This window comes from Arcicella rosea (genome assembly GCF_040543805.1).
In the GTDB taxonomy this organism is placed as follows: Bacteria; Bacteroidota; Bacteroidia; order Cytophagales; family Spirosomataceae; genus Arcicella; species Arcicella rosea.
In genome coordinates, this window is record NZ_JBEUMS010000024.1 from 38,655 (window position 1) to 59,968 (window position 21,314).

A 21,314-nucleotide genomic window follows, 5' to 3' on the forward strand; every position below is an offset into this window, starting at 1 on the left:
TTGAAACTTCATCAGTGCTTTGTAATCTTTCAAGAACATATCACCTTCCAGAGTAACTTCCAATAGAATAAGGATTGAAACAACAATCAAGCTAAAATGGAAGAAAAATTAAAACTAACTTCCAGAGTAACTTCCAATAGAATAAGGATTGAAACTGACAGGAATGTTTACATTTTTATTGAAACATGAATCTTCCAGAGTAACTTCCAATAGAATAAGGATTGAAACTTTCGTTTCTATGTTTCTCCAAAAAATCAACTAAAACTTCCAGAGTAACTTCCAATAGAATAAGGATTGAAACTTCTTTTACACTCATAAATTCCTTTTGAATTAGTTCTATACTTCCAGAGTAACTTCCAATAGAATAAGGATTGAAACCCGTAGTACCTTTTTCTACATTATTTACATTGTTAGCTTCCAGAGTAACTTCCAATAGAATAAGGATTGAAACTTGAAACAGGTTTTAACCCTTTGCTATTAGCAGGAACTTCCAGAGTAACTTCCAATAGAATAAGGATTGAAACTTTGCTGAATCCTTAGATATTGATTGAACCCAATTTTCGCTTCCAGAGTAACTTCCAATAGAATAAGGATTGAAACTAGATACTTGCACTAAAATTCGTATCATCTAACAAACTTCCAGAGTAACTTCCAATAGAATAAGGATTGAAACAGATAGTCTAATTCTGTTTCCATCTTCCCTATTTTCTCTTCCAGAGTAACTTCCAATAGAATAAGGATTGAAACAATACTCAATGCCATTCCAATATTTTAAAAATGGATCTTCCAGAGTAACTTCCAATAGAATAAGGATTGAAACACAGATTTTTGTCTATAAAATTAGTAGAATTCAGGCCTTCCAGAGTAACTTCCAATAGAATAAGGATTGAAACCCGATACTTTTGAAGCAAGAGATCAAGCTATTCAAAGCTTCCAGAGTAACTTCCAATAGAATAAGGATTGAAACGTTTCCTTTATTGTGATTGTATTTATGAAAGTGCTTCTTCCAGAGTAACTTCCAATAGAATAAGGATTGAAACCCCATGTCGATATATCCAAGTTCAGTTGGAAAATAGCTTCCAGAGTAACTTCCAATAGAATAAGGATTGAAACAAATCGGTCAGGCTACCCTCAAAAGCAAAGTTTTGCTTCCAGAGTAACTTCCAATAGAATAAGGATTGAAACCAGAATCAGGTAGGGCAAACAGATGTTTATCCGCAGGCTTCCAGAGTAACTTCCAATAGAATAAGGATTGAAACAAATAGATTTTTGGGAGGATGATTTAGTGTTGCCAGCCATCTTCCAGAGTAACTTCCAATAGAATAAGGATTGAAACGCGTGCCATCTTCTGTTGATGTTTGCAAACCAGTAACTTCCAGAGTAACTTCCAATAGAATAAGGATTGAAACCCATTATAAACTGTTCCAGTGAAATTTATTCCGCATCTTCCAGAGTAACTTCCAATAGAATAAGGATTGAAACAAACTGGTTGAAAAATTAGTTAAATGTTGCCTTCTCTTCCAGAGTAACTTCCAATAGAATAAGGATTGAAACAAAATTCAAGTGATGGCTATGTTGTTGTTTCTGATGCTTCCAGAGTAACTTCCAATAGAATAAGGATTGAAACGGAAATATTTCCTCTAAGGTTAATATGTCCTCAATAACCTTCCAGAGTAACTTCCAATAGAATAAGGATTGAAACTTAATCAAGATGGTAATAAATCAGAAATGATTTTTGTCTTCCAGAGTAACTTCCAATAGAATAAGGATTGAAACAGTCTTGCCCAGTAACAGCATAAGGAGTTACGACAAACTTCCAGAGTAACTTCCAATAGAATAAGGATTGAAACTATGCTTCTGAGCCTTATTAGAAGAATCCATTACACTTCCAGAGTAACTTCCAATAGAATAAGGATTGAAACTTCTTTGATGCAAAATAATATACATCACTCCCTATTACTCTTCCAGAGTAACTTCCAATAGAATAAGGATTGAAACTTAGATTCCCAAAATGGACAATTGCCCATAATATGTTCTTCCAGAGTAACTTCCAATAGAATAAGGATTGAAACTTACTTATTAAAATGTTAAACAAAAAGCATTAAATCCTTCCAGAGTAACTTCCAATAGAATAAGGATTGAAACTTGAAAACCTTTTGACCATTTGAGGCGGTCTTAATCTTCCAGAGTAACTTCCAATAGAATAAGGATTGAAACAATCTGGAAAACCCAGTACCTCTTAATTCAAAAATTCTTCCAGAGTAACTTCCAATAGAATAAGGATTGAAACCAATACATTTTGCAAAAATAAAGGATACTCATTCGATCTTCCAGAGTAACTTCCAATAGAATAAGGATTGAAACCGTTAGCAGAAAGACAAAATAGGGCAATTGTACATCACTTCCAGAGTAACTTCCAATAGAATAAGGATTGAAACATAAAATGGAAAATAATAATAAATCGGTGTGGGAAGTCTTCCAGAGTAACTTCCAATAGAATAAGGATTGAAACAATGTAAAAGGAAAGTTAAGTTTTTGGAGTTTTGACCTTCCAGAGTAACTTCCAATAGAATAAGGATTGAAACATCAACTCTTCTTCTTTGTATTTAGCTTTTTGTTCTCTTCCAGAGTAACTTCCAATAGAATAAGGATTGAAACGTTATTAACAATCCCGATAACGTTGATTTGATTGCTACTTCCAGAGTAACTTCCAATAGAATAAGGATTGAAACTTCATTTTTATTATGATGTGTTAGCATTCCTTAAAACTTCCAGAGTAACTTCCAATAGAATAAGGATTGAAACTTCGTTTGAAGCGATGGCATACTACATGGGTAGAATCCTTCCAGAGTAACTTCCAATAGAATAAGGATTGAAACCATCACTATAACTCTATATAATCTATGGGAATAGAACTTCCAGAGTAACTTCCAATAGAATAAGGATTGAAACTAAAATTGGATTTTAATTGTATAAGAAACTATTACTTCTTCCAGAGTAACTTCCAATAGAATAAGGATTGAAACTCTTATCAAAATCTCATTGAAAGGGAAAAAGTAAACTTCCAGAGTAACTTCCAATAGAATAAGGATTGAAACCTTTAAATGCACTGATTATCCCTGTTACTGGTTCGCACTTCCAGAGTAACTTCCAATAGAATAAGGATTGAAACAAAGAAGCTGAAAGAGCCGAAGAAATTGAAGCGCTACTTCCAGAGTAACTTCCAATAGAATAAGGATTGAAACTATATTACACAACTTAAAGAAAAACAACAATTCTAACTTCCAGAGTAACTTCCAATAGAATAAGGATTGAAACCGCATAGATTCGGTATCATATCGCTTTAATAATCAATTCTTCCAGAGTAACTTCCAATAGAATAAGGATTGAAACCTGCCAGTTCTTTCATTATGAGCATAAAAGGCTTTCTTCCAGAGTAACTTCCAATAGAATAAGGATTGAAACCAAAATCTAGGTTCGTAGAAGACTGGGCTGGGCTATACTTCCAGAGTAACTTCCAATAGAATAAGGATTGAAACCAATAGACTTCTTTTTCTTATGCCAGTACTCTGTTACTTCCAGAGTAACTTCCAATAGAATAAGGATTGAAACAGGAACATATCACAAGTTTGCTCATCCATTTCGGAACTTCCAGAGTAACTTCCAATAGAATAAGGATTGAAACTACGAGAATAGTCTTCTTGATTGATTCTACCGCTCTCTTCCAGAGTAACTTCCAATAGAATAAGGATTGAAACATTAACAGGTACTTAAATCAAAGAAGTTTACCCTCTCTTCCAGAGTAACTTCCAATAGAATAAGGATTGAAACGGTCGATAAGGCTTGCACGTGTACCAAGTTCAATGCCTTCCAGAGTAACTTCCAATAGAATAAGGATTGAAACCTCGAAACATTAGACGACCGTATCAGTTTGTCTTTGCTTCCAGAGTAACTTCCAATAGAATAAGGATTGAAACAAAAGCGTTTGAGTGGAAACAGTAGCATTTGAATAAACTTCCAGAGTAACTTCCAATAGAATAAGGATTGAAACGATTTTTTGTTGCAAACAAATAGGTGCATGGATATTCCTTCCAGAGTAACTTCCAATAGAATAAGGATTGAAACCAAAAGGCGTCTTTGCGTTGATTGGCTGACCACCAGCTTCCAGAGTAACTTCCAATAGAATAAGGATTGAAACAGTCTGTCATTGTCTTATGAAATTGGGAAGGTGATTCTTCCAGAGTAACTTCCAATAGAATAAGGATTGAAACAAACCGCTTTTGTATCGGCTTTGGCTTTTGGCTCAACCGCTTCCAGAGTAACTTCCAATAGAATAAGGATTGAAACGATAAAATCTTTCTAAGGTTCTGAGGAAATTTATTGTCTTCCAGAGTAACTTCCAATAGAATAAGGATTGAAACTCGGTTACGTAGCTTTCAATAACCGCTATGCGTTCGCTTCCAGAGTAACTTCCAATAGAATAAGGATTGAAACGTACAATTCCTCTGCCAGATCCAGAGGATTTAGGTTTCTTCCAGAGTAACTTCCAATAGAATAAGGATTGAAACCACAAATGCCTTCAGGGAGCTACGCCAAACTTCGCACTTCCAGAGTAACTTCCAATAGAATAAGGATTGAAACAAACTGATAATATTCTTTCAATTGTTTGTACACCTGGCTTCCAGAGTAACTTCCAATAGAATAAGGATTGAAACTTTTTTCAAGCATTGCCGCTATTGAGTCTGTCTGTTCTTCCAGAGTAACTTCCAATAGAATAAGGATTGAAACTCATCAGAGATAGATGTACTAAGCCTTCGCCCAAAAACTTCCAGAGTAACTTCCAATAGAATAAGGATTGAAACCGAATACATTACATTCAGAAATGAACAGAACAAAAGCTTCCAGAGTAACTTCCAATAGAATAAGGATTGAAACCATACCAGCGGGCTAAGGTTGCCCTGCCGTGGGCTTCTTCCAGAGTAACTTCCAATAGAATAAGGATTGAAACAGATTACCAGCCTTTACTTCGGCTGTGAATACTTCTATGCTTCCAGAGTAACTTCCAATAGAATAAGGATTGAAACGTCGGTTACAAATCGTTACAACTGCTTTGTAACTTGCTTCCAGAGTAACTTCCAATAGAATAAGGATTGAAACATACTATGTTGTTTCCCTGTTTTATTTGCTAAAAACCTTCCAGAGTAACTTCCAATAGAATAAGGATTGAAACATACTATCCTACCACTGCCTTTGTCACTATAATCTACTTCCAGAGTAACTTCCAATAGAATAAGGATTGAAACAAATTATTTGTAGCTTTTTAGCTTAGTTTTTTTGATCTTCCAGAGTAACTTCCAATAGAATAAGGATTGAAACATAGAAACTTGTTTTTAGAAGATTTAAAGTCGCCACTCTTCCAGAGTAACTTCCAATAGAATAAGGATTGAAACTTATTAAAGGTTTCTATCAATCGGTAATGGATTGCCCTTCCAGAGTAACTTCCAATAGAATAAGGATTGAAACTGATGCAGCTAAAAAAGTCTAAAGAATTCATGTTGTCTTCCAGAGTAACTTCCAATAGAATAAGGATTGAAACTGATGATTGTATTGCCACCCCCAAGATTATAGACAGACTTCCAGAGTAACTTCCAATAGAATAAGGATTGAAACTCAAGGAACTTATATCGTTAAATATCGTCCTTTGAACTTCCAGAGTAACTTCCAATAGAATAAGGATTGAAACAACTTATGGAATTAACCGAAGAAATTGTAAGAGACGCTTCCAGAGTAACTTCCAATAGAATAAGGATTGAAACATCGAACGTAGGGGTTATAGAGTAAACCAATGATTTCTTCCAGAGTAACTTCCAATAGAATAAGGATTGAAACTTGCCGTTGTGAACTACAATTACACCTAAAGATGTATTCTTCCAGAGTAACTTCCAATAGAATAAGGATTGAAACACAACTGATAAAAGTAAAATAAAAACCGCTACAACAACTTCCAGAGTAACTTCCAATAGAATAAGGATTGAAACGTATTACCTGTTTTCTTCGCAATATTTCTCGGAACTCTTCCAGAGTAACTTCCAATAGAATAAGGATTGAAACTCTACGCCAAAAAAGCAGGGCAAACATTGCGGAATGGCCTTCCAGAGTAACTTCCAATAGAATAAGGATTGAAACCCTTGAAATTCAACTGGATAAAAGCTTGAATCTTGGCTTCCAGAGTAACTTCCAATAGAATAAGGATTGAAACTTACTTAAAAACTCTTTGACGTGGTTCATACAATTGTCTTCCAGAGTAACTTCCAATAGAATAAGGATTGAAACAAAGAAGTAATTGACGATGCAAGAAAGCGAAAAGGTCTTCCAGAGTAACTTCCAATAGAATAAGGATTGAAACCTAATTCAAAGGCTCTTTTTGAAAAATCAATCACACTTCCAGAGTAACTTCCAATAGAATAAGGATTGAAACTAGCCTGTTTATGAATTTTGGTTTTATTTGTTGCTTCTTCCAGAGTAACTTCCAATAGAATAAGGATTGAAACTACTTTGCAAAAGCCTGTTTCAATCGTACTTAGTGCTCTTCCAGAGTAACTTCCAATAGAATAAGGATTGAAACCCAAAGACAGGATTTGAGCTTAAAAAAGAAGAAACTCTTCCAGAGTAACTTCCAATAGAATAAGGATTGAAACTTATAGCTACCAAACACGGGATGCGGTAAATAGAAACCTTCCAGAGTAACTTCCAATAGAATAAGGATTGAAACGTATTTCAAGACTTTCGTTTGATGGCTGAATAATAACTTCCAGAGTAACTTCCAATAGAATAAGGATTGAAACCAAACCCACACACGGGCGTATTTTATCAACAATCCGCCTCTTCCAGAGTAACTTCCAATAGAATAAGGATTGAAACATTCATTAGCAAAAGCTTCTGATTCTTTCGAGGCTTCTTCCAGAGTAACTTCCAATAGAATAAGGATTGAAACTCAAGGTAAGCATCAAAACTTACTGAAGCTTCTCTACTTCCAGAGTAACTTCCAATAGAATAAGGATTGAAACAATGCGTTTTAATGGGCAAAAAGAGAACAGCCTCAGCCTTCCAGAGTAACTTCCAATAGAATAAGGATTGAAACTCATGGGAGCGTATAAAGATGCAAACGGCAAAACAACTTCCAGAGTAACTTCCAATAGAATAAGGATTGAAACTAATACTAAGTAAGTATCTAGCTTGTATTCGCTCCGCCTTCCAGAGTAACTTCCAATAGAATAAGGATTGAAACAGGCACTCAGATTTGGAACGTATTACTTGGCGAGAACTTCCAGAGTAACTTCCAATAGAATAAGGATTGAAACGAATCTGAAAAAAAAAGAATCGTCGGTACACTAAACCTTCCAGAGTAACTTCCAATAGAATAAGGATTGAAACATAAGTATTTATAATACTGTTGATAATCATAATCAGACTTCCAGAGTAACTTCCAATAGAATAAGGATTGAAACCGACTTTCGAACTTTACTTCATATTTCACTTCATCCATCTTCCAGAGTAACTTCCAATAGAATAAGGATTGAAACTATTTCATTACCTAATTCATCAAAAGAACAGATGTATTCTTCCAGAGTAACTTCCAATAGAATAAGGATTGAAACGCCAAGTAGTACAACAGGATTACTACAGCAGTAATCGCTTCCAGAGTAACTTCCAATAGAATAAGGATTGAAACTCTTTCATAAAAGCAAATAAGAAGAATAGTGCTAATGTTTCTTCCAGAGTAACTTCCAATAGAATAAGGATTGAAACAGGGTTCAGGAAGGTAAGGACTAGCATCATCTTTTGCTTCCAGAGTAACTTCCAATAGAATAAGGATTGAAACCAAACCAGATTTTGACACATCTAAACAAACGTACATTCTTCCAGAGTAACTTCCAATAGAATAAGGATTGAAACACAAAGTATGGATAAACATGAGAATGCCAATTGAATCTTCCAGAGTAACTTCCAATAGAATAAGGATTGAAACAGGAATGGAAAGCAAGTATCTTAACTAATGATAGAACTTCCAGAGTAACTTCCAATAGAATAAGGATTGAAACAATGAGTATTAATTCTATAGCCAAACTTCCAAGTATATGCTTCCAGAGTAACTTCCAATAGAATAAGGATTGAAACATACCTGATGGAATTGAAGATTCAACAGATGAAACACTTCCAGAGTAACTTCCAATAGAATAAGGATTGAAACCGTTTAATGTTAATTCGCTCTATTGTAATTGTGAATCTTCCAGAGTAACTTCCAATAGAATAAGGATTGAAACCATACCCCCAGTCACCGTACTTGCAACGGCAAGCCAACTTCCAGAGTAACTTCCAATAGAATAAGGATTGAAACTGTTTCACCTCCTTTGTACACGCTCGTAGCACCTACGCTTCCAGAGTAACTTCCAATAGAATAAGGATTGAAACGCAAAAGCAGCTATTGAGCAAAATATGTTAGATTATCTTCCAGAGTAACTTCCAATAGAATAAGGATTGAAACGACAAGACGTTGGACGTCAATACACTTGTAGAACATCCTTCCAGAGTAACTTCCAATAGAATAAGGATTGAAACAAAAAAACTCGTCAAACATTCACACCAAAGCAAATTCTTCCAGAGTAACTTCCAATAGAATAAGGATTGAAACATCAGTCGCTTAGAGAAAACTTTCGTTGATGAACCGCACTTCCAGAGTAACTTCCAATAGAATAAGGATTGAAACACTCAAATTCTGTTAACTTATCTACAAACAAAGCTAACTTCCAGAGTAACTTCCAATAGAATAAGGATTGAAACCCATGAAGCCAAAGCCATGTATGATGTTTTGAAGCGCTTCCAGAGTAACTTCCAATAGAATAAGGATTGAAACTGCCATTCATTAAGGCAGTTGCTGATTCAGATAAACACTTCCAGAGTAACTTCCATTAGAATAAGGATTGAAACGGAGCAGGTCAATCGCCCCGTGGTACTCGTCAAAATGAACTTCCAGAGTAACTTCCAATAGAATAAGGATTGAAACGGAGCAGGTCAATCGCCCCGTGGTACTCGTCAAAATGAACTTCCAGAGTAACTTCCAATAGAATAAGGATTGAAACAGCGTTTTCAGTTTTTCAGAAAGTTCCGTACCGCTCCTTCCAGAGTAACTTCCAGTAGAATAATAAGGATTGAAACCCTCCTCGTCGGTCATTATTGTAAATTCGTTGTCTCTCTTCCAGAGTAACTTCCAGTAGAATAAGGATTGAAACAAGGTGAACACAATTCTAAAAAGGATAGCGTTGCAATCTCAGAGAGAAACTTCCATTAGAATAAGGATTGAAACTCAGGTTGACTAAGGTTTTAACCGATATTTCATAGACTCAGAGAGAAACTACCATTAGAATAAGGATTGAAACGAATAAATGGTTAACAAAGAGTTATCCTAGTTTACACTTCCAGAGTAACTTCCAGTAGAATAAGGATTGAAAACCTTTGCCCTCCCATCTATTATCTTCCAATATCCGATACAATGCCTATATTCTTCGAGCGGGTGCTTACATTCTCTGATACAGTGCCTACATTCTTCGAGCGGGTGCTTACATTCTCCGATACAGTGCCTATATTCTCCGAGTGGGTGCTTACATTCTCCGATACAGTGCCTATATTCTCCGAGTGAGTGCTTACATTCTCCGATACAGTGCTTACATTCTCCGATACAGTGCCTATATTCTCCGAGTGGGTGCTTACATTCTCCGATACAATGACTATATTCTTCGAGTGAGTGCTTAGATTCTCTGATACACTGCTCTAATACTCCTTTTATATCCTAACAGCCTATTTTCTCTTGGTTAGCGCTTCGATACAGAATGAAATCACAACAATAAAATAATACATTATGAAACAAAAATGGTTGACAAATCTAGCTATTTGTCAACCATTTTTTTGTGTCAATTGATTCATTATCAGTACAATACCCAAGTATCTTTAGAACCTCCACCTTGTGATGAATTTACTACTAAAGAGCCTTTGCGCAATGCTACACGGGTTAATCCACCCGGAATTACTTTTACGCCATCTCCATAAAGTATGTATGGACGTAAGTCAACGTGTCTGCCTTCTGAATGGTCGTCAATCAAACATGGAACTCTTGAAAGTGAAATCGTAGGTTGAGCAATATAGTTTCTTGGATTTGCTTTAATACGTGCTTTAAAAATTTCTTGTTCTGCTTTAGTTGATTTTGGACCAATCAACATACCGTATCCACCCGCTTCATTGGCTTCTTTTACTACCAATTTCTCAATATTTTCTAATACATATTTACAATCAGCTTCTTCACCACAAATAAAAGTTTCAACATTTGGAATGATAGGGTCTTCGCCTAAATAGTATTTGATGATTCTTGGTACATAAGCGTAAATTACTTTATCATCAGCAACGCCTGTTCCCGGTGCATTCGCTAAAGCAATTCTACCTTTTTTATAGACATCAAAAATTCCTGGAATACCAATCAAAGAATCGGGTCTGAATGCCTTAGGATCTAAGAATGTATCGTCAATTCTACGATAAATTACATCTACAATCTGGAAACCTTTAGTAGTACGCATTTTTACATAACCATCATGCACGACTAAATCTCTTGAATCAACCAATTCAACACCCATTTGTTGTGCTAAATACGAGTGTTCAAAGTAAGCTGAATTATAAATTCCCGGAGTTAATACACAAACCGTAGGATTTGGGCGGTCGCTGATGTGTTGTAACATCTGCAACAACTTATTAGGATAATCGGAGATAGACTGTACTCTGGTTTTAGCCAAAACTTCAGGGAAAGTACGTTTGAGGAGTTCTCTGTTTTCAAGCATGTAAGAAACACCCGACGGACAACGTAGGTTATCTTCCAAAACCATAAACTTACCGTCGTCGCCACGGATTAAATCCGTACCAGTAATGTGAATATAAATGCCTTTTGGAGGGCGAATACCAATACAAGGACGTAAAAAGTCTTTAGAAGTTTCAATTAATTCACGGGGAACGATACCGTCTTTCAATATTTTTTGGTCGTGATAAATATCATCCAAAAACATGTTCAAAGCCGTGATACGTTGTATCAAGCCTTTTTCGGTTTTTTTCCAGTCTTCAGCTTCAATTACTCGGGGAATAATATCAACAGGCATAATGCGTTCTGTTCCTTCATTTTCCGAATAAACATTGAAAGTAATACCCATTGCCATTAACGAACGTTCGGCTGCTTGGTGGCGACGAATAAACTCATCAATCTTTAACTGTTCTACCCGTTCCTTAAATGCCTCATAACCCAATCGCACATTGCCTTGTGCATCAAACATTTCATCGAAGAAGCCTTCGGTTTGGTAGTTCTCAAAACTAAAATTCATAGGCTTTGGATATTTTATTAGTTGTTATTACCCTAATTTAAAAAAATAATGCTGTGCTTCAAAATTGTTTTCCCAAAGAAAATTCTGAAAATGGTAATAATTACAAAATATGTTGAAAAATGAGTAAAATTACTTACCTATTTTCATGCTAAGATACTCTTTGAACTTACTAATCAACCAATCCGTTGCATAAAATATAGTATTTTAGAGAAATGAATCGAAAAACATTTATAAAAGCCTCCGCAGGAGTATTAGCCATGTCAGCATTAGGAACATTAAAAGTATTTTCTGAGCAATTATCACAACAAGAACAGAAGACTCCTTTACTCTTTATCGGGCATGGTTCGCCCATGAATGGTATCGAAAATAATCAATTTAGTCAACAATGGTCATCTTTAGCCAAAGATTTTCCAGAACCCACTGCGGTAATTGTTATTTCAGCACATTGGCTTACAAGAGGTACTTTTGTAACGGCAATGGAAAAACCTAGAACGATACATGATTTTGGCGGTTTTCCAAAAGCATTGTTTGATGTACAATATCCAGCGATTGGTAGTCCAGTTATTGCAGAAGAAACTCAAAAACTCATTACAAAAACAGATGTACATTTGGATCATGATTGGGGTTTAGATCATGGAACGTGGACAATCATTCGTCATATCTATCCAAAAGCCAATATTCCGATTTTACAATTGAGTATCGATTATCATCAATCGCCACAGTATCATTATGAATTAGCACAAGAATTAGCCACATTGCGTAGAAAAGGAGTATTAATTATTGGAAGTGGAAACATGGTACATAATTTAAGAATGGTAGATTTTCAGCGAATCAATGGGGCTTATGGCTATGATTGGGCGATTGAAATGAATGAAAAATTCAAAAAGAACATTACTGAAAGAAATCATAAAGACTTAATAAATTACGAAAGTATGGGACAAGCCGCTAAATTGGCAATTCCTACTCCCGACCACTACTATCCTTTATTATATATTTTAGGAATGCAAGAGAAAAATGAAGAAGCAAGTTTTTTCAATGATGTGCCAGTAGGTGGTTCTCTGACGATGACTTCTGTAAAAATTGCTTAAGTACTTTCGTACGTTTATCAGTTATCTGAAATCTGTTAATCGTTTGTCTTTCAAAAAATTGACAAAATGAAGATGCCAGAAAACTTTTGGAAAAAACACTTAAATGTTAAATCATTCAAAAAATACTTTCTTAATCAAGCAAAAAGCCAAAGAGTTAGGCTTTGATTTTTGTGGTATTTCAGAAGCTGGCTTTTTGGAAGAAGAAGCACCAAGGTTAGAAAATTGGCTAAAAGCGAATCATCACGGAAAAATGCAGTACATGGAAAACCATTTCGACAAACGCCTCGACCCACGATTATTAGTGGACGATGCCAAGTCGGTGGTTTCTTTACTTTTTAATTACTATCCTTCACAGAGATTACCCGAAGGTGTAAATGATTTAAAACTTTCAAAATATGCTTATGGTACAGATTATCATTTTGTGGTGAAAGAGAAACTAAAAGCATTTTTGGAATATATTCAAGAAGAAATCGGAGAAGTTGGAGGAAGAGTTTTTGTAGATTCTGCACCAGTTATGGATAAAGCTTGGGCGAAAAAAGGAGGTTTAGGTTGGATTGGCAAAAACAGTAATCTTATCAATAAAAAGCAAGGAAGTTTCTTTTTTATTGCAGAATTGATTTTGGATTTAACTTTAGAACCCGATGGTCCAGTAAAAGATTATTGTGGTACTTGTACTCGTTGTGTTGAAGCTTGTCCGACGGATGCCATCATTGAACCTTATGTAGTTGATGGCTCTAAATGTATTAGTTATTATACTATTGAATTGAAAGAAGCCATTCCAGTAGAAGTACAGAACAAATTTGAAAACTGGTTTTTCGGTTGTGATATTTGTCAGGATGTTTGTCCTTGGAATCGTTTTTCAAAACCACATCAAGAACCACAGTTTAATCTCCATCCAGATTTAGCGAATTTTACTAAGAATGATTGGGAAGAAATCACCGAAGAAGTATTTCAAACCATCTTTAGAAAATCCCCTTTGAAGCGCACAAAGTACGTTGGTCTAAAAAGGAACATAGAATTTTTAAAGTAATTGTAATTATATTAGATTTGAGATATAAGCCATGAGCTGTAAGCTTTGAGCAATGAGCTTTAAGCTTTTGGCTCTGTTCTTTTGCTTAAATCAAAAGAGCTTGGATTCAAATGGAAAGAAAAAATGCTCATATCTCATAGCTCACAACTAAACAACAACAATAACTATGAATCAAGAAATTATTAACCTTTTCGATGAGTACACGCACAAGCCATTAAGTCGTGAAGATTTCATCAAACGTCTTGTTAAACTAACAGGAAGTACAGTGGCGGCACTTTCGGTTTTGCCATTATTGGAAGTAAATTATGCCAATGCCGCAACCATTCAAGAAAACGACGAAGACATAGAAGTATCAGACGTTACTTACGAAGGTGATGGCAGTACGATGAAAGCTTACTTGGCGCAACCTAAAAAAATCAAAGGAAAAATTGGTGCAGTAATTATCATTCACGAAAACCGTGGATTGAATCCGCATACTAAGGATGTTGCAAGAAGAGTAGCTAAAGCAGGTTATTATGCCTTGGCTGTAGATGCACTTTCGCCTTTTGGCGGAACTCCAGAAAATGAAGATGAAGCAAGGGCTTTATTCAGTAAAATAGATGCAACGAAAAATACCAACAACTTCTTGAAAGGATTTGATTACTTAAAATCTTTACCAAAAAGTAATGGCAAAACCAGTTGTGTTGGTTTTTGTTGGGGTGGTGCTTTGGCAAACCAATTGGCGGTAAATTCACCAACGCTTAATTCGGCAGTAGCGTATTATGGTCGCCAACCAGAAGCAGCAGATGTACCAAAAATCAAAGCAAAAGTTTTATTACATTACGGAGGACTAGACGAACGTATTAACGCAGGCATTCCAGCTTACGAGGCAGCACTAAAAGCGGCAGGTACAAAATACGAACTTTATGTTTATGAAGGTGCTCAACATGCTTTCAACAACGATACTGCTCCCACACGCTACAATGCAGAAGTAGCCAAAAAAGCTTGGGACGCTACTTTAAGAGTATTTAAGGAAACGATTTCTTAAATTAGCTGTGAGCTTCGAGCTATGAGCCTTGAGCAAGTACAAACATTTTTCAATAGGGCTGGCCTTAAAGCTTTTATCGCCAAATATTATTCTGCGAAAGACCTCACCCCCGACCCCTCTCCTGCTGAGAGGGGAGCTTTGGGAACTAAAAAGCCCCCTCTTTGCAGGAGAGGGGGTTGGGGGTGAGGTTAAATGCCAAAGAATATTTGTTGTTATTGATTTCTTTAAGCCCAGCCCTATTGAAAACAATGAAGTGAAATTTTATAAATCTCAACAACATGACTTTTGAAGAATTAACACAAAAAATTACTGCTTTGGCGGCTGCTAAAGGCGGTTTAGGCTCATCTATTAAATTTGCGACTGATGCAGGAAGTATCTTAATTGGAGCAGACGGAAGCGTAAGTAATGCCGACGATGCCGCAGATTGTACCATTGGTGTAAGCTTAAAAGATTTGCAAGGCTTGATGTCGGGCGATTTGAATCCGATGACAGCTTTTATGTTTGGCAAACTAAAAATCACTGGCGATATGGGTGTTGCCATGAAATTGAAGGAATTGTTTTAAATTTGTAGCACGATTTGGTACGATGCGGCGTCTCGCTATCGTTACCGAACTCATTCAACCCACGATTGCGAGACGTCGCAAATATCAAATCGTGTTACAAATTCATGTTTAATCAAGATACAATTTGTGCCTTAGCGACAGCTCAAGGCATTGGAGCAATCGGTGTAATTCGTGTTTCTGGTCCAGAAACTTTCCCGATTGTCAATAGAATTTTCAAAGGTAAAAACCTTGAAAAACAACTTTCGCATACCATTCATTTCGGTACGATTAGAGATAACCAAACTATTATTGATGAAGTATTGGTTTCACTTTTCAAAGCTCCTTCTTCTTATACTCGTGAAGATACCATCGAAATTTCTTGTCACGGTTCAGATTTTATCATTCAAAAAATCTTGAAATTAATCCTTCGTGAAGGAGCAAGATTGGCAAATCCTGGGGAATTTACCCAACGTGCTTTTTTAAACGGACAATTAGACCTTGCCCAAGCAGAAGCCGTTGCTGATTTAATTGCTTCCGATTCAGAAGCGTCTCACCAAACTGCTATTAATCAAATCAGAGGAGGATTTTCTAAGCAAATCGCCCAACTTCGAGAAGCTTTGATTCATTTTGCCTCTTTGATAGAATTGGAATTAGACTTTGGCGAAGAAGAAGTAGAATTTGCCGACCGTGACGATTTGCGTCAATTAATCTTTAAAATTCAACAAGTACTCATTCCATTGATTGACAGTTTTGAAATGGGTAATGTTATCAAAAATGGTGTGCCTACTGTAATTGCTGGAAAGCCCAACGCAGGTAAATCTACTTTGTTGAATCGTTTATTAAACGAAGAAAAAGCCATTGTTTCAGACATCGCAGGTACAACTCGTGATGTGATTGAAGACGAATTATTTATCGAAGGCATTCGTTTCCGATTGATTGATACAGCAGGTTTACGTAAAACTACCGATACCATCGAAGCCATTGGCGTAGAACGTACTTTACAACAAATGGACAAAGCCAGTTTGATTGTCTATTTGTTTGATGCTTCCGAAATTCAACTTACTGAAATTGCCCAACAAATTACAGAATTTAATGCACCGTATATTTTAGTCGGTAACAAAGTAGATAAATTATCCGCTACACAAAAAGCAGAATTTGAAGCTACTTATCCTGATATTCTTTGGATTTCAGCCTCTGAGAACAAAAATATTGATACGCTAAAAGATACTTTGGTCAGAAAAGTAAAAACTAGAGAAATTAAATCTGGTGATACTGTGGTGACAAACCTTCGTCATTATCAACATTTATTACAAACCAATGGAGCATTAGAAAATGTTTTAGAAGGTTTAGCCCAAAGCGTTACTGGCGATTTCCTTGCCCAAGACATCCGCTTTGCCCTTCACCACTTAGGCGAAATCACAGGACAAATCACTACGGATGATTTATTAGCGAATATATTTTCTAAGTTTTGTATTGGTAAATAAAAAATTAGCAAAACTCATGGCATGACAGAAAGCCTTGTGCCATGAGTACACAAGGCTATTCTTTTGCTAAAGCTTCATTACAAGCCTCCACTCGTCAATATCACTTTACTACTGCATAATACCTATTCACTACCGCATTATACCTATTCACTACTGCATTCTACCTATTAACTACTGCGTTCTACCTATTCACTACTGCATTATACCTGTTCACTACTGCATTATACCTATTAACTACTGTGTTATACCTATTCACTACCGCATAATCACTAACCACTACCGCATAATACCTAATCACTACCGCATAATACCTAACCACTACCGCATAATACCTAACCACTACCGCATAATATCACTTCACTATTACATAATCACAAGTCACTACTGGTTAATATCACTTTGCAACTGCTTATGCACAAAACTCCACTGGCTATTTTCACGTTGCAATTGCCTAAACACACGTTGCAACTGCTCATGCACACTTTACAACTGCCTATACACATGTTGCAACTGCTCATGCAAACTTTACAACTGCCTATGCACATGTTGCAATTACTCATGCACACTTTACAACTGCCTATGCACACGTTGCAATTGCTTATGCACAAAACGCTTTAAGCAATAATCAATTTACTACTCACATAATTTGTATTATACCCAGAAAACTTACCGTATAATAAGTTTTTTGTGATTCGTAGGTTGAATGTTTTTGATTGTATTTAGGAATGGGTAGATTGGAGGATAAAATCATTAACAATACAAAAAGTACTACATCAATAGTATAACGAAAAACAGAAATAACACAAAACAATACAAAAAGTACGACAAAACTTTCGCATATTAGCGAGTTGTGCGTAAACTTATGACAAACCCTAATCTCTTCAGACAGTATTTCGACAAGCTTGATAAAAAAGAAGAGTTTATTCCTCTTTTAAAGCAATTTATTGACAAATCAATATCTGAACAATATTCATTGGAAACCGAAACTGATGAAGATAAAATTAGCTACAGCCAATTTTATGAGAAATTTGTAGAAGGAGTATTCTTAAATAATGCAGAAAATGTTTTTAAATATTGTCAATCACCAATCGAAAAGACATTTCTCAACTCATTTATGCTGTTATTTTTAAAAAACAGAATGCCTTGTTTATTTATCACTCATCCGTTCAATGACACAGAAAATGAAATTGAATATTACAGGGGCTATTACAAAAGTATTGACAACTTCATTGAATCTTACAAGCAAGCTACGGGTGACAATGAATTGACATTTTTTGAGGAAAAGTTACAAGCCAAGCAGACAAAGGGTGAGGTCACAGAAGGACAGGTTGAGGATATTTTAATGTATCAACATTTGACAAGAAATTTTGAATTTGACTCTTACCACATAACACCACAAGCCTTTTTCCCAAATTATAAAGTTGACAACAAATCAATTCGAGCAGACTTTTATATTTGGGTTCCAAATGACCCATCAGTAAAAATCATAGTTGAATGTGACGGATTTCAATTTCACAACTCTAAGACAAGTTTTATTAACGATAAAAAAAGAGACAGACTATTTCAACTTAACGGATACAGAGTAATAAGATATTCAGGTAGTGAAATATGGCAAGACCCTGTTCAGACAAGTTCAGACCTTTTCGACATACTTGAAGTGCTTGACGAAGACAAAGAACAAAAACGGATGACGTAAAAAGCCTACGCACAACATTGGGTTTTGTGCAAGTTGGGCAGACGGAATAACAATGAGCATTTGTAATCCTGTTCAACTTTTGTTCGGGCAGGACGTACATCGCAGAACTTTTGTTCTTAACTTCAACTTTATATTTACAATCAGCAGCGGTTATCGGCAGACAGAATACTAATTCCCAACCTGCACAAAGCCCTGCTCGTTAGCTGTGATTTTATGAAAGACAGAACCTCATACATATTACTTGGACTTTTTGGACTTCTTGTAGGGGTTCTACTGCTTCTATTTCCTGCACCAGCGGACAGAATATTAAACATTCAAAACTACTTAATAACTGTTGGTGGTATTATCTCCGCATTTGTAATTGCTTACCTATCCTCAAAAATTTTCAATCTAAGAAGTGAAAGAGCAACACGACAAATTGAAATAGATAAATATTCGGACAAACTCACTCACTTCAGACGCTTACTTCATTACGTGATGAAAAGTCGTGAATTTTGGAATTACTATGACCACATTTCAAAATTCAAAAAGAAATATAATGGGTTGACTTATGAAAGACTTCATAGGCAAAGCGAAGAAAAAGACGAATTGGCAACAAAGTTTTGGCTTGAGGAAAATGAACTTTCATCGAGCACGGTTGACCTTTATTGTGCTATGGAAAGTATTTCTGGTTCCGCTGACCCAGAGCCAGGTTATATGATGACTTGGCACTCTGACAAAGCAGCAAGGTTTGACTACACATTAGAAGAACTAAGTCAATACTTCGACCCTTGTAACCAAATTTGGTATTACCTTGACGGCAGGTATGCGAAACACGGACAAGGACGATTTAATGATACAGGCATTTGGATACTTTACAAAAATGATGTAAGCGATTTAATGACTCGCCTAAATCCAAAATATAAGGGACAGGACTTTCACAGAACAATACTTGCAGAAATTGCGACAGAGTTTTATGAATTTAACTTGCCTCGACTTTACGACTTGACAAGGCAAAATGTTGGTGTTCCCAAGTCTCTAATGAGAACATTCAACAGCTTATTTTTTATTATGCTGTTTGGAGTTTTATTACCAATAATACTTCAATCATTGAATGTTAGTAACTGCTTAAACATAACTCTGACATTGATTTTTGTTTGGCTTACTTCTTTAGGACTGTTAAACTTTATGTTTGACTTTTATAAATTTATAAACAATGAAGTTCACCTTACGACAGAGAAAAACCACAGCTAACATGGGGTTTGCGATAGCGGGGGTTCCGTGCTTCGCAGACACATTTGTGCAAGGTGGAAGTTCAGTTCTCCGAATGAAGTTTATTGCTAAAACACCCCGCCATCGCAAACCACCGAAACGTTAGCGGTAATTCCGTCGACCCTCGCTGTTCCAAGTTTAACAACTTGGAACAATAATAAAATGCAGTCTCTGACTGCAAGAATGGTGTACTGCAACTGTTCTTAGGTTTTCTTAAGCCACTTATGGCATGACTCAAAGTCATGCTATAAGTAAAAATTAAATTAATTAAAAGTATGCTCGAAAACCCAAACACAAACAAAACTGAAAAAGACTTGAAGTTTCTTTTAGGATTAAATACTGGACTTTCAATTCTTGGAGTAAGTTTACTTATAATATTTAATGCAATCAATTATTTTTCAACAGGGAATTTCCATTTAATTCCTTCAATAATATTTATACTAATATCTTTTTGGTGTTGGCGAAATAGTGTTAATCTGAAAAAAGAATTGAAAAAATATAATCAGTAATGAGTTCTAGGAATAAATTGGGTATTTGTGCTTGGAAACCCTCCTGTCGCAAATTCCTATTTGTTGTGTGCAACTTTTGAACTATACTGAACAACATTTATAATTTTAACAGGACAATAATGAAAGCAATAATTTTAAGTTTATTAATTCTAACTTTTATTGGTTGTAAAGACAAGCATGAAAAAGAATCTGTGCATACCGATAACACAATTAAGAAGGCAGAATTGAAAGAGAACGAGCCCGATTTTTACAATGACAACGCTTTTTACAATGAAGACAAAGGAGAGTATCATTATAAGAACGTTAAGTATTTTTTTGACGACATTGGGCTTTCACCAATATATTTAGGCGGATTACTTGTTAAGGAAACAACAGAAGTAAAAGGAAGTACCCAATCGGAAGGACGTATAACAACGATTTCATTAGACATAATGACAGATGAGAAAAAACTTATTGGAAACAAGACATTTAAACAAGACTGTGATGAGGCAAAACTTTATTCGCACTTCATAGAGACAGTTACTATCTCACCTGGAGGCGGCTGGGACAATATCCAACTTTACAAATACGACAATTTTACAAGCCCTTTCTTGACATCAGACGAACAATATTGGTTCTTCAAAATGAATTCAAACAATCAGCATATCTCCAAGAACTGCTATTTCGTGACTCTTGAGAAATTCCCTAAAGGTTATGCTTGCATTTTCAGACTTTCAGACATGAATGGGATGCTACAAGAAGTTAGAATTAAGAACTCAAATGAAGCCAATCACGAAATAGAATTTATGCATCCCCAAATAACTTTCATTTCGGACAATCCATATCAATATACCTATCAGGCAGACCAATCAAGTCATTGCAATACAATTTCTATTTCACCTAAAGACTATTCAAACCTGAGAAAACACTTGACAAAATCTGCGTTTAAACTTGTATTCTATGACAACCAAGAAAAGGCTGACTCTTTATTAATACCAATTGACAATGGACAATTATTCGGAAAGAATGCTAAAACATTTGATGTTGAGATATACAAATAGAAAAGCTGCACATAACATAGGCTCTTCCGCCGTTGTTGGTGTTTTCACGGGGTCGCCAAGACCAACAACACGAGCGTAAGCAACTCGTTACTTTGCATTCTACTACATTTGTTTGTTGCTAACGCTCAATTCGTTGGAGAAAACTCCAACCTTTACTTTTGCTTATTATTAATATTCTAAGAACAGAAAAAACATTACTACTATAATATTTTTCTTTTTTTGCTTCTTTTTTT

The 21,314-nt window shown here is 35.7% G+C and carries 9 protein-coding genes and 1 CRISPR repeat array (1 of these 10 only partly in view); of the genes, 8 read left to right on the forward strand and 1 reads right to left on the reverse strand.

Annotation, left to right across the window (positions count from 1 at the left end):
* Positions 1-9,141: a CRISPR direct-repeat array (repeat unit 37 nt; unit sequence CTTCCAGAGTAACTTCCAATAGAATAAGGATTGAAAC); it begins 1,870 nt to the left of the window's first position.
* A gap of 842 nt (positions 9,142-9,983) precedes the next feature.
* Complete coding sequence (locus tag ABID42_RS22965) at positions 9,984-11,414, reverse strand: circularly permuted type 2 ATP-grasp protein (protein WP_323689032.1); 1,431 nt, start codon at positions 11,412-11,414, stop codon at positions 9,984-9,986.
* Positions 11,415-11,671: 257 nt separating this feature from the next.
* Here ABID42_RS22965 and ygiD point away from each other — a divergent pair, with 257 nt between their 5' ends.
* The 8 genes from ygiD (at position 11,672) to ABID42_RS23005 (ending at position 21,081) form a co-directional block, all read left to right on the forward strand.
* Entirely contained in the window at positions 11,672-12,502 is an 831-nt protein-coding gene (gene ygiD, locus ABID42_RS22970) for a 4,5-DOPA-extradiol-dioxygenase (protein WP_494337607.1), read from the forward strand.
* Positions 12,503-12,605: 103 nt separating this feature from the next.
* The gene (gene queG / locus ABID42_RS22975; protein WP_323689030.1) at positions 12,606-13,532 is read left to right on the forward strand and encodes a tRNA epoxyqueuosine(34) reductase QueG; all 927 of its coding nucleotides are present in this window, start codon (positions 12,606-12,608) and stop codon (positions 13,530-13,532) included.
* Positions 13,533-13,698: 166 nt separating this feature from the next.
* On the forward strand, positions 13,699-14,559 hold the full coding sequence (locus ABID42_RS22980; RefSeq protein WP_367285649.1) for a dienelactone hydrolase family protein: 861 nt from the start codon (positions 13,699-13,701) through the stop codon (positions 14,557-14,559).
* 278 nt (positions 14,560-14,837) lie between these two features.
* Entirely contained in the window at positions 14,838-15,122 is a 285-nt protein-coding gene (locus ABID42_RS22985) for an SCP2 sterol-binding domain-containing protein (RefSeq protein ID WP_323689028.1), read from the forward strand.
* 104 nt (positions 15,123-15,226) lie between these two features.
* A complete protein-coding gene (gene mnmE / locus ABID42_RS22990; RefSeq protein ID WP_367285650.1) occupies positions 15,227-16,585 on the forward strand; it encodes a tRNA uridine-5-carboxymethylaminomethyl(34) synthesis GTPase MnmE in 1,359 nt (452 codons plus the stop codon).
* Positions 16,586-17,447: 862 nt separating this feature from the next.
* Positions 17,448-18,281, forward strand: a complete 834-nt coding sequence (locus ABID42_RS22995) for an endonuclease domain-containing protein (RefSeq protein WP_367285651.1) — start codon at positions 17,448-17,450, stop codon at positions 18,279-18,281.
* A 213-nt stretch (positions 18,282-18,494) separates the two neighbouring features.
* Complete coding sequence (locus tag ABID42_RS23000; protein WP_367285652.1) at positions 18,495-19,514, forward strand: hypothetical protein; 1,020 nt, start codon at positions 18,495-18,497, stop codon at positions 19,512-19,514.
* A 646-nt stretch (positions 19,515-20,160) separates the two neighbouring features.
* Positions 20,161-21,081: a hypothetical protein gene (locus ABID42_RS23005; protein ID WP_367285653.1), complete on the forward strand. Its 921-nt coding sequence runs from the start codon at positions 20,161-20,163 to the stop codon at positions 21,079-21,081.
* Positions 21,082-21,314: the final 233 nt, after the last annotated feature.

Excerpts from the sequence above, each read along its gene's own strand:
- ABID42_RS22965 (WP_323689032.1), bottom strand. The coding sequence starts at position 11,414 with ATGAATTTTAGTTTTGAGAACTACCAAACCGAAGGCTTCTTCGATGAA.
- ygiD (WP_494337607.1), top strand. The coding sequence starts at position 11,672 with ATGTCAGCATTAGGAACATTAAAAGTATTTTCTGAGCAATTATCACAA.
- queG (WP_323689030.1), top strand. The coding sequence starts at position 12,606 with ATGTTAAATCATTCAAAAAATACTTTCTTAATCAAGCAAAAAGCCAAA.
- ABID42_RS22980 (WP_367285649.1), top strand. The coding sequence starts at position 13,699 with ATGAATCAAGAAATTATTAACCTTTTCGATGAGTACACGCACAAGCCA.
- ABID42_RS22985 (WP_323689028.1), top strand. The coding sequence starts at position 14,838 with ATGACTTTTGAAGAATTAACACAAAAAATTACTGCTTTGGCGGCTGCT.
- mnmE (WP_367285650.1), top strand. The coding sequence starts at position 15,227 with ATGTTTAATCAAGATACAATTTGTGCCTTAGCGACAGCTCAAGGCATT.
- ABID42_RS22995 (WP_367285651.1), top strand. The coding sequence starts at position 17,448 with ATGACAAACCCTAATCTCTTCAGACAGTATTTCGACAAGCTTGATAAA.
- ABID42_RS23000 (WP_367285652.1), top strand. The coding sequence starts at position 18,495 with ATGAAAGACAGAACCTCATACATATTACTTGGACTTTTTGGACTTCTT.
- ABID42_RS23005 (WP_367285653.1), top strand. The coding sequence starts at position 20,161 with ATGAAAGCAATAATTTTAAGTTTATTAATTCTAACTTTTATTGGTTGT.